Here is an 8,573-nt window from a genome sequence, read left to right as displayed (position 1 = left end):
TGTTGCTCGACGGCAACAAGCAGACCACGGCGGACTTCAAGGGTCGGGTCCTGCTCGTGAACTTCTGGGCGACGACCTGCACGACCTGCGTGGCGGAAATGCCTAAGCTGGTGGCCACGCACCAGAAATACGCCTCGCAAGGTTACGAGACGCTGGCGGTCGCCATGCAGTACGACCCGCCCGCTTACGTGGTCAATTTCGCCCAGACGCGCAAGCTGCCGTTCAAGGTCGCCATCGACAACACCGGCAGCGTCGCCAAGGCTTGGGGCGACGTGCAACTCACACCCACCACCTATCTCGTCGACAAGCAGGGCCGCATCGTCAAGCGCTATGTGGGCGAGCCCGACTTCGCCGAGCTGCACCGGTTGATCGAAGAACTGCTGCGGCAAAAGGCCTGAGCCGTCACCAGAAAAAAAAGCCTGCCCGAGCGTGGCCGAGCAGGCTTTTTTGATCATTTCTGGCCGTACGCCAGCGCGATTCGGACTTTTCTTGCTATCAATTCAAAAGCAAGCACCGTCCGGCTTGGGGTGACTCACTTGGCCCGGAAAGCGTCGTGGCAGGCCTTGCAAGTTTCAGCCGTCGGACCGAAAGCGGCCTTGAGGTTGTCGAGGTTGCCGGTCTTGGCGGCGGCAGCCAGCTTGGCGGCCTCGGCCTGGAGTTTTTCGGCGCCTTGCTTGAACTTGGCTTGTTCCTTCCAGATTTCAGGCTTGGCCTTGGTGTCGCCCAAGTCGGTGTCTGGGCCAAACGCCGACCACGGCAAGTGGCTCATGGTGGCGACGAGGTCGGCGTTCTCGGCAGCGGCCTTGGCGTCGAAGGGCGCCTTGCCGTTGACCATCGCGCCGATGCGGCCAAAGTGCGCGCCCATCACCGTGAATGCGGCCTTGCGATACTTGATGGCGTCATCGGGTTTGGCGAATTGGGCCTGAGCGGGCGCGGTCAGCAGGGTCGCGGTGGCGGCCAAGGTCAAGAGGGCGAGTGTTTTCTTCATGAACAGTCCTTTCGTTGAGTGCGTCAGATCAGCGTCGGGGCAGGGCCGAGTGAAACCGGCAACCGACGCCCGCCCCGCGCACGGGCTAAACTTGCTTGCAAGAGCCGGTTCGCCCGCATTGTGCCTTCCTTGTTTGAAAGTTGCTTGCATGCCGTCCATTCGTGTCTGGGATCTGCCAACCCGCGTCTTCCACTGGGCGCTGGTGTTCTGCGTCGTTGGCCTCGTCATCACGGGGAACATCGGTGGCAACGCCATGGTCTGGCATTTCCGCATGGGGTACACCGTCGGCGCCTTGGTGCTGTTCCGGCTGCTTTGGGGGTTCTGGGGCGGATACTGGTCGCGCTTTTCCCATTTCCCGGTGGGCCTGCGGACCCTCATTGCTTACCTGCGCGGGAGGGCAGCGCCGATCGTCGAGGTGGGTCACAACCCCTTGGGGTCGCTGTCGGTGTTCGCCATGCTCGCCGTACTCGCCGCTCAAGTGTCCACTGGGCTGATGAGTGACGATGAAATCGCCTTCCAAGGCCCGCTCACCCGCTTCGTGAGCGAGACGACGGTTTCCGCTGCCACCCACTACCACACCGAAGTGGGCAAGCTGCTGTTGATCGCGCTCGTGTGCCTGCACGTGGGGGCGGTCATCTATCACCAGCGCGTCAAACGGCACCCTCTGGTACAGGCCATGATCCGCGGCGACAAACCGGTGGATCCGGCGCTCCAGCCTCCGGCGGCCGCCGACGGTGTCGCTCAGCGGCTCCTGGCACTGGCGCTGTTCGGTATCTGCGCCGGCTTCATGGCTTGGGTGGCTGCTTTGGGTCGCTAAAAGACATCCCGAATGGACGGTCGCCATGAACGACGAACGCCCGCTTGAGCCCGACGCCGATCCACCCCTCCTGAGCGTAGAGCCCGCCGTGAGCGACGAGGATTTGGCTGCGGTCGCGGCACTGATGCGCGAATACGCGCAGAGCATCGGCGTGGACCTGTGTTTCCAGAACTTCGAAGCAGAGCTGGCCTCCTTGCCGGGCCCCTATCGCGCGCCCGATGGCGCCCTCTTTCTCGCCCGCGTCAACGGCGCGCCGGCAGGCTGCTGCGCGCTCAAGCCGCTGCCCGACGTGGACTACCCCAACGCCGCCGAAATGAAGCGGCTCTACGTCCGCAAACCCTTTCGCCGCTTTGGCCTGGGCCGGCAACTCGCCGAAGCCACGCTCGAAGCCGCACGGCTGGCGGGTTACGACTGTGTGCTGCTCGACACGCTCGACGACATGGAAGCGGCCCGCAGTCTCTATGCCGAGCTGGGCTTCGTCGAGATTCCTCCGTATTACTACAACCCGCTCGAGGGCGCGCACTACCTCAAGGTGGATCTGTAGCAGGATCACCCACGAGGCAGCGCCAGAGAAACCCCTTGGAATCCAAGCCCCCGCCGCCTCGAGTGGCGGCGGGTGGCGGCCTGGGTCAGCGCTGCCCAAGCCCTCGCGCTTGGGCCAACAAAGTTTGCGCGTCGCTGACCTCGAAGCGCCCCGGAGCCTCGATGTTGAGGCTCACCACGCGCCCATCGCGCACCAGCATCGAGTAGCGCGCGCTGCGCAGGCCAAAGCCCTTGCCGGTCAGGTCGAGTGTCAAACCGGTCGCCCGCGCGAACGCGGCATCCCCATCGGCAAGCATGCGGATGCGATCTCCCACCTGTTGATCCTTCCCCCAAGCATGCATGACGAACGGGTCGTTCACGCTGAGGCACCAGATCTCATCGACCCCCGCCGCCTTGAACGCCTCGGCTTGATCGCGGTAACCGGGCAAATGCTGCGCCGAGCAGGTCGGCGTGAATGCTCCGGGCAAGCCAAAGAGCGCGATGGTCTTGCCCGCCGCAGCCTTTGCCACCGAAACCGGCGCCGGGCCGACTGCGCAGCCCTCTTGCGGCGCCTCCACATACTCCAACACCGTCAGGTCCGGCAATGCATCACCCAACTGGATCATGAAACCACTCCTTCTGAAAAACCACCAACAACAAAAAAGCGGTCCACATTGTGGACCGCCTTGCGATGTCTGAGCGTCCCGAGGGACTCTCGATCAGACCGTCGGGGCTTTCTCGACCAAACGGGTGGCAACCCAGTTCTTGGTCTTGGAGATCGGCCGGCTCTCGGTGATTTCGATCACGTCGCCCAGTTGGAACTCGCCTTTCTCGTCGTGCGCGTGGTACTTGCTCGACTTCGCAACGATCTTGCCGTAGAGCTCATGCTTCACGCGACGCTCCACGAGCACCGTCACGGTCTTGGCGCGCTTGGCGCTCACCACTTTGCCAATCAAGGTGCGCTTGATGGATGTCTTTGCTTCCGTCATGGTCACTCCTTACTTGGCCGCCGCTTGCTTCTCAGCAAGGATGGTCTTGGCCCGTGCGATGTCTCGACGCGTCTGACGCAGCAAGCCCGTGTTGTTCAACTGTTGCGTCGCCTTCTGCATCCGCAGGCCGAAATGGGCCTTTTGCAGCGATTTGATCTCGGCTTCGAGCCCGGCAACGTCTTTTTGGCGCAATTCAGCAGCTTTCATCGGTTTCTTCTCCTGAATCATTGGCCAACCATACGCGCCACGAACGTGGTGCGCAGCGGAAGCTTCGCGGCGGCAAGGCGGAACGCTTCGCGCGCGAGCTGCTCAGGCACACCGACGATTTCGTAAATCACCTTGCCCGGCTGGATTTCGGCGACGTAGTACTCGGGGTTGCCCTTACCGTTACCCATACGGACTTCAGCAGGCTTCGTCGAGATCGGCTTGTCGGGGAAGACGCGAATCCAGATCCGCCCACCCCGCTTGACGTGGCGCGAAATCGCGCGGCGGGCCGACTCGATCTGACGCGCGGTCAGACGACCGCGGTCGATCGCCTTGAGGCCAAAGTCACCGAACGCAACCGTGTTCCCACGGGTGGCGATGCCGGTGTTCCGACCTTTTTGTTCCTTGCGGTACTTTCTGCGTGCAGGTTGCAGCATCTTTATTCTCCGGATTTGCCGTCAGCGGCTGCGGCTGGCGCGTCTGCTTTACGAACGCGCTTAACGGCGGGTTTGCTCTCAGCGCCCAGAGCCTCGGCAGGCTTGTCGCTGCCATCGGCCGGTGCACCTTGCGCACCGGCGGGCCGACGGGCGCCGCTCGGACGGCGCTCCCCGGGGCGTGCATCACGACGCGGACCGCGCGGGCGACGCTCGTCGTCGGAACGCGGCGTCTCGGCCACGGGCTGGTCGTTGCGGCCCAAGGTGTCGCCCTTGTAGACCCACACCTTGACGCCAATCACGCCATAGGTGGTCTTCGCTTCAGAGAAGCCGTAGTCGATGTCGGCGCGCAGCGTGTGCAGCGGCACGCGGCCTTCGCGATACCACTCGCAGCGGGCGATTTCGATCCCGTTGAGGCGGCCCGACGACATGATCTTGATGCCCTGGGCACCCAAACGCATGGCGTTTTGCATCGCGCGCTTCATGGCACGGCGGAACATGATCCGCTTTTCCAATTGCTGCGTGATGCTGTCCGCGATCAGCTTGGCATCGATCTCGGGCTTGCGCACTTCCTCGATGTTGACCGCAACGGGCACGCCGAGCTGGGCGCCCAGCTCTTTCTTCAGCGCCTCGATGTCTTCGCCGCGCTTACCGATCACCACACCCGGACGGGCCGAGTGGATCGTGATGCGCGCGTTCTTGGCCGGGCGCTCGATGACGATGCGCGAGACCGCAGCGTTCTTGAGCTTGTTTTTCAGATACTCGCGAACCTTGATGTCGTCGGCGAGCATGCCGGCAAACTCACGGTCATTCGCATACCAGCGCGACGCCCAATTGCGGGTGACGGCCAGTCGGAACCCGGTCGGGTGGATTTTCTGTCCCATAACGTCCAGGCCCCTTATCAGTTGCCGACCGTCACGTAGACGTGACAGGTGGGTTTGCGAATCTGGTTACCACGACCCTTCGCGCGCGCCGTGAAACGACGCAGCGAAGGACCCTGCTCGACATAAATGCTCTTGACTTTGAGCTCGTCGATGTCGGCGCCATCGTTGTGCTCGGCGTTGGCAATCGCCGATTCGAGCACCTTCTTGATGATGACGGCCGCTTTTTTCTGCGTGAACTGCAGAATGTTGAGCGCCTGATCGACCTTTTTGCCGCGGATCAGATCAGCGACCAGACGGCCTTTGTCGACCGACAGACGAACGCCCCGAAGGACTGCACGTGTTTCCATGGTCTTTCCTTATTTCTTCTGGACTTTCTTGTCCGCGGGGTGGCCCTTGAAGGTCCGCGTCAGCGCGAACTCCCCAAGTTTGTGGCCCACCATCTGGTCGGTGATGTACACCGGCACGTGTTGCTTGCCGTTGTGCACGGCGATCGTCAGGCCGATGAATTCCGGCAGGATCATCGAGCGACGCGACCAAGTCTTGATCGGCTTCTTGTCCTTGGTGGCAATCGCCTTGTCGACCTTCGCCACCAGGTGGTGGTCAACAAACGGACCCTTTTTGAGAGAGCGAGTCATTTGTTACCCCTTACTTCTTCCGACGCGACACGATCATGACTTGCGTGCGCTTGTTGTTGCGGGTGCGATAACCCTTGGTCAGATTGCCCCACGGATCGACCGGCGGCTGACCCGTACCCGTGCGGCCTTCACCACCACCGTGCGGGTGGTCGATCGGGTTCATCGCGACGCCACGGACCGTCGGACGGATACCCATCCAGCGCTTCACACCAGCCTTGCCCAGACGGCGCAGGCTGTGCTCCTCATTGGCGACCGAGCCGATCGTGGCGCGACACTCGATGTGGATCTTGCGAACCTCGCCCGAGCGCATCCGCACCTGGGCGTAGGTTCCTTCGCGAGCCAGCAGCGTCGCCGACGTGCCGGCCGAGCGCACGAGCTGCGCACCGGCACCGGGCTTGAGCTCGATGCAGTGGATCGTCGAACCCACGGGGATGTTACGAATGGGCAGCGTGTTGCCGACGCGAATCGGCGCCTCGGAGCCGCTGACGATGGTCGCGCCCACTTCCAAGCCACGCGGCGCGATCACATAGCGGCGCTCGCCATCGGCGTAGCAGACCAGCGCGATGTGCGCAGAGCGGTTCGGGTCGTATTCGATGCGTTCGACCTTGGCGGGAATCCCGTCCTTGTTGCGACGGAAATCGACGACGCGGTAGTGGTGCTTATGACCACCGCCCTTGTGGCGCGTCGTGATGTGGCCGTTGTTGTTCCGCCCCGACTTCTGGTGCTGAGGCTCGAGCAGCGGCGCATAGGCCTCGCCCTTGTACAGATGGTCACGCGTGACCTTGACGACGCCACGACGGCCGGGCGAGGTCGGTTTGAGTTTGATGACAGCCATGATTACGCAGCCTCCCCGGACAGGTTCAGCTCTTGACCCGGCTTGAGCAGGACGTAAGCCTTGCGCACATGGTCGCGCCGGCCTACCGTCTTGCCAAACCGCTTGGTCTTACCTTTGACATTGACCACCGAGACGCCCTGCACTTCAACTTTGAAGAGCAGTTCGACCGCTGCCTTGATCTCAGGCTTGGTCGCGTCGCGCAGCACCTTGAAGGTCACCGCGTTGGTCTTCTCGGCGACCATCGTGGCCTTTTCCGAAACGATCGGCGCCACGAGAACCTGCATCAAGCGGCCTTCGTCGAACTGGCGCTCCGCAGGCGTGGGATTGATCCGGCTCATGCGAACATCTCCTTGAGTTTGTCCATGGCGCCTTTGGTCACGAGCACTTTGCTGTAACGCACGAGCGACACGGGATCCGCATAGCGGGGCTCAACCACCAAAACGTTCGGAAGGTTGCGCGAGGCGAGGTAGAGGTTCTCATCGACCTCGTCGGCAATCACGAGAACCGACTTCAGGTTCATCGCCTTGAGCTTGTCCGCGAACTGCTTCGTCTTGGGCGAGTCCACACGCATCGAATCGACGACGGCAATGCGGCCCTCACGCGCCAGTTGAGAGAAGATCGACGCCATACCGGCGCGATACATCTTCTTGTTGATCTTTTGCGAGAAGTTTTCGTCCGGGCTGTTCGGGAAAATCCGACCACCCCCACGCCACAGCGGCGAGGAAGTCATACCCGCACGAGCACGACCCGTGCCTTTTTGCTTGAAGGGCTTTTTCGTCGAGTGCTTGACGGCGGCGCGATCTTTCTGCGCACGCGTGCCTTGACGGGCGTTGGCCTGATAGGCCACGACCACCTGATGGATCAGGTCTTCGTTGTAGGGCCGACCAAACACCGTCTCCGGCGCTTCATAGGTGGCCGCCGCCTGGCCTTGTTCATTGAGGAGTTCGAGCTGCATCAGTTCGCTCCCTGCGAAGATTTGGATTTGACCGCGGGACGAACCGTCACGAAGCCACCTTTGGAGCCGGGGATCGCGCCCTTGACCAGCAACAGCTGACGCGCCTCATCGACCCGGATCACATCCAGGTTTTGCGTCGTCACCGTATCGACACCCATGTGACCCGTCATGCGCTTCCCGGGGAAAACGCGACCCGGATCCTGCGCCATACCGATGGAGCCCGGAACATTGTGCGAACGGCTGTTACCGTGGGAAGCGCGCTGCGACGACATGTTGTGCCGCTTGATCGTGCCCGCGTAGCCCTTACCGATCGAAGTCCCTTGGACATCGACTTTCTGGCCCGCAGCAAACAAGGTCGCAACCGGCAGGGTCGAACCTGCGGGATATTGCGCGGCAACTTCGGGGGCCACACGGAATTCGCGGGTCACCTCGCCCGCCTCGACGCCCGCTTTGGCCAGATGGCCCGCCAGCGGCTTCGTCACACGGGAGGCACGCCGCTGACCAAACGTGACTTGCAGGGCCACGTAGCCGTCGGAATCCTCCGTTTTCACCTGGGTCACGCGGTTGTTCGACACATCGATCACCGTGACGGGCACTGCGTCCCCATCATCGGTGAACAGACGCATCATGCCCACCTTGCGGCCCAGCAATCCGAGACGATTGCTAAGACTCATTATTTTCTCCATGACTCCCACCGAGGCGGCTTCAATTGGTCGCCCCGTTGAATATGGGAGAAGGTTGATGAAACTTCCCAGAAAAAGGGAAGCCTAGTATTTTATCTAGAAACCCAATATGGGGCAAGCTCGGCACGCGCCGAACCTGCCCGTGGAGCCGTCACTGCAGCTTGATCTCGACGTCGACGCCCGCCGGCAGGTCGAGCTTCATCAGCGCGTCCACGGTCTTGTCGGTCGGGTCGACGATGTCCATCAGGCGCTGGTGCGTGCGAATTTCGAACTGGTCGCGGCTGGTCTTGTTGACGTGGGGCGAGCGCAGGATGTCGAAGCGCTTCATGCGCGTCGGCAGCGGCACCGGGCCCTTGACGATGGCGCCCGTGCGTTTGGCGGTGTCGACGATCTCGGCCGCGGACTGGTCGATCAGTTTGTAATCGAAGGCCTTGAGGCGGATGCGAATTTTTTGCTTGAGTGACATGACCATTCCTCAGGACGGGATTACTCGATGATCTTCGACACGACCCCGGCGCCGACGGTGCGGCCGCCTTCGCGGATGGCGAAGCGCAGGCCTTCTTCCATGGCGATCGGAGCGATGAGCTTGACGGTGATGGCGACGTTGTCACCGGGCATCACCATTTC

At 62.2% G+C, this 8,573-nt stretch carries 17 protein-coding genes; 3 read left to right on the top strand and 14 right to left on the bottom strand.

The window, feature by feature from the left end; genetic code table 11:
- Positions 1–398 (top strand): TlpA disulfide reductase family protein (locus JHC36_RS05115; protein WP_287916643.1); only part of this gene is annotated, 398 nt, incomplete at its 5' end.
- A 134-nt stretch (positions 399–532) separates the two neighbouring features.
- Here the strand turns inward: JHC36_RS05115 and JHC36_RS05110 are convergent.
- Positions 533–988 carry a c-type cytochrome gene (locus JHC36_RS05110; RefSeq protein ID WP_124219198.1) on the bottom strand — a complete coding sequence of 152 codons (456 nt, stop codon included), beginning with the start codon at positions 986–988 and terminating at the stop codon, positions 533–535.
- Between the two features lie 148 nt (positions 989–1,136).
- Here JHC36_RS05110 and JHC36_RS05105 point away from each other — a divergent pair, with 148 nt between their 5' ends.
- A complete protein-coding gene (locus JHC36_RS05105) occupies positions 1,137–1,805 on the top strand; it encodes a cytochrome b/b6 domain-containing protein (protein WP_287916638.1) in 669 nt (222 codons plus the stop codon).
- A 124-nt stretch (positions 1,806–1,929) separates the two neighbouring features.
- On the top strand, positions 1,930–2,349 hold the full coding sequence (locus tag JHC36_RS05100) for a GNAT family N-acetyltransferase (RefSeq protein WP_245968741.1): 420 nt from the start codon (positions 1,930–1,932) through the stop codon (positions 2,347–2,349).
- 85 nt (positions 2,350–2,434) lie between these two features.
- Here the strand turns inward: JHC36_RS05100 and JHC36_RS05095 are convergent, their stop codons facing one another.
- From JHC36_RS05095 to JHC36_RS05035, 13 genes are all read right to left on the bottom strand, one after another.
- Complete coding sequence (locus JHC36_RS05095; RefSeq protein ID WP_287916635.1) at positions 2,435–2,953, bottom strand: peroxiredoxin; 519 nt, start codon at positions 2,951–2,953, stop codon at positions 2,435–2,437.
- Between the two features lie 93 nt (positions 2,954–3,046).
- Positions 3,047–3,316 (bottom strand): 30S ribosomal protein S17, encoded by a 270-nt coding sequence (gene rpsQ / locus JHC36_RS05090; protein WP_124219206.1) that lies wholly within the window; start codon positions 3,314–3,316, stop codon positions 3,047–3,049.
- Between the two features lie 9 nt (positions 3,317–3,325).
- Entirely contained in the window at positions 3,326–3,523 is a 198-nt protein-coding gene (gene rpmC / locus JHC36_RS05085; RefSeq protein WP_124221027.1) for a 50S ribosomal protein L29, read from the bottom strand.
- A gap of 17 nt (positions 3,524–3,540) precedes the next feature.
- The gene (gene rplP / locus JHC36_RS05080) at positions 3,541–3,957 is read right to left on the bottom strand and encodes a 50S ribosomal protein L16 (RefSeq protein ID WP_124219208.1); all 417 of its coding nucleotides are present in this window, start codon (positions 3,955–3,957) and stop codon (positions 3,541–3,543) included.
- A gap of 2 nt (positions 3,958–3,959) precedes the next feature.
- A complete protein-coding gene (gene rpsC, locus JHC36_RS05075; RefSeq protein ID WP_287916630.1) occupies positions 3,960–4,838 on the bottom strand; it encodes a 30S ribosomal protein S3 in 879 nt (292 codons plus the stop codon).
- Positions 4,839–4,855: 17 nt separating this feature from the next.
- Positions 4,856–5,185: a 50S ribosomal protein L22 gene (gene rplV, locus JHC36_RS05070; protein ID WP_124219211.1), complete on the bottom strand. Its 330-nt coding sequence runs from the start codon at positions 5,183–5,185 to the stop codon at positions 4,856–4,858.
- Positions 5,186–5,194: 9 nt separating this feature from the next.
- A complete protein-coding gene (gene rpsS / locus JHC36_RS05065; protein ID WP_124219213.1) occupies positions 5,195–5,473 on the bottom strand; it encodes a 30S ribosomal protein S19 in 279 nt (92 codons plus the stop codon).
- Between the two features lie 10 nt (positions 5,474–5,483).
- Positions 5,484–6,308: a 50S ribosomal protein L2 gene (gene rplB, locus JHC36_RS05060; RefSeq protein WP_124219215.1), complete on the bottom strand. Its 825-nt coding sequence runs from the start codon at positions 6,306–6,308 to the stop codon at positions 5,484–5,486.
- A 2-nt stretch (positions 6,309–6,310) separates the two neighbouring features.
- A complete protein-coding gene (rplW, locus tag JHC36_RS05055; RefSeq protein WP_287916622.1) occupies positions 6,311–6,646 on the bottom strand; it encodes a 50S ribosomal protein L23 in 336 nt (111 codons plus the stop codon).
- Positions 6,643–7,263 (bottom strand): 50S ribosomal protein L4, encoded by a 621-nt coding sequence (rplD, locus tag JHC36_RS05050; RefSeq protein ID WP_124219219.1) that lies wholly within the window; start codon positions 7,261–7,263, stop codon positions 6,643–6,645. Before rplD ends, rplW begins: the two co-directional genes overlap by 4 nt.
- Complete coding sequence (gene rplC / locus JHC36_RS05045) at positions 7,263–7,937, bottom strand: 50S ribosomal protein L3 (RefSeq protein ID WP_124221029.1); 675 nt, start codon at positions 7,935–7,937, stop codon at positions 7,263–7,265. Before rplC ends, rplD begins: the two co-directional genes overlap by 1 nt.
- A gap of 160 nt (positions 7,938–8,097) precedes the next feature.
- Positions 8,098–8,412, bottom strand: a complete 315-nt coding sequence (gene rpsJ, locus JHC36_RS05040; protein WP_124219221.1) for a 30S ribosomal protein S10 — start codon at positions 8,410–8,412, stop codon at positions 8,098–8,100.
- A gap of 20 nt (positions 8,413–8,432) precedes the next feature.
- Positions 8,433–8,573: EF-Tu C-terminal domain-related protein (locus JHC36_RS05035; RefSeq protein WP_503006883.1), on the bottom strand; the 141-nt coding region annotated here is incomplete at its 5' end.

Source organism: Tibeticola sp. (genome assembly GCF_022759015.1).
Classification (GTDB): domain Bacteria; phylum Pseudomonadota; class Gammaproteobacteria; order Burkholderiales; family Burkholderiaceae_C; genus Tibeticola; species Tibeticola sediminis.
This window is presented reverse-complemented; position numbering and strand designations above follow the sequence as displayed.

Bases quoted from the DNA above. Each gene is read 5' to 3' on its own strand.
- JHC36_RS05110 (WP_124219198.1), bottom strand. From the start codon at position 988: ATGAAGAAAACACTCGCCCTCTTGACCTTGGCCGCCACCGCGACCCTG.
- JHC36_RS05105 (WP_287916638.1), top strand. From the start codon at position 1,137: ATGCCGTCCATTCGTGTCTGGGATCTGCCAACCCGCGTCTTCCACTGG.
- JHC36_RS05100 (WP_245968741.1), top strand. From the start codon at position 1,930: ATGCGCGAATACGCGCAGAGCATCGGCGTGGACCTGTGTTTCCAGAAC.
- JHC36_RS05095 (WP_287916635.1), bottom strand. From the start codon at position 2,953: ATGATCCAGTTGGGTGATGCATTGCCGGACCTGACGGTGTTGGAGTAT.
- rpsQ (WP_124219206.1), bottom strand. From the start codon at position 3,316: ATGACGGAAGCAAAGACATCCATCAAGCGCACCTTGATTGGCAAAGTG.
- rpmC (WP_124221027.1), bottom strand. From the start codon at position 3,523: ATGAAAGCTGCTGAATTGCGCCAAAAAGACGTTGCCGGGCTCGAAGCC.
- rplP (WP_124219208.1), bottom strand. From the start codon at position 3,957: ATGCTGCAACCTGCACGCAGAAAGTACCGCAAGGAACAAAAAGGTCGG.
- rpsC (WP_287916630.1), bottom strand. From the start codon at position 4,838: ATGGGACAGAAAATCCACCCGACCGGGTTCCGACTGGCCGTCACCCGC.
- rplV (WP_124219211.1), bottom strand. From the start codon at position 5,185: ATGGAAACACGTGCAGTCCTTCGGGGCGTTCGTCTGTCGGTCGACAAA.
- rpsS (WP_124219213.1), bottom strand. From the start codon at position 5,473: ATGACTCGCTCTCTCAAAAAGGGTCCGTTTGTTGACCACCACCTGGTG.
- rplB (WP_124219215.1), bottom strand. From the start codon at position 6,308: ATGGCTGTCATCAAACTCAAACCGACCTCGCCCGGCCGTCGTGGCGTC.
- rplW (WP_287916622.1), bottom strand. From the start codon at position 6,646: ATGAGCCGGATCAATCCCACGCCTGCGGAGCGCCAGTTCGACGAAGGC.
- rplD (WP_124219219.1), bottom strand. From the start codon at position 7,263: ATGCAGCTCGAACTCCTCAATGAACAAGGCCAGGCGGCGGCCACCTAT.
- rplC (WP_124221029.1), bottom strand. From the start codon at position 7,937: ATGAGTCTTAGCAATCGTCTCGGATTGCTGGGCCGCAAGGTGGGCATG.
- rpsJ (WP_124219221.1), bottom strand. From the start codon at position 8,412: ATGTCACTCAAGCAAAAAATTCGCATCCGCCTCAAGGCCTTCGATTAC.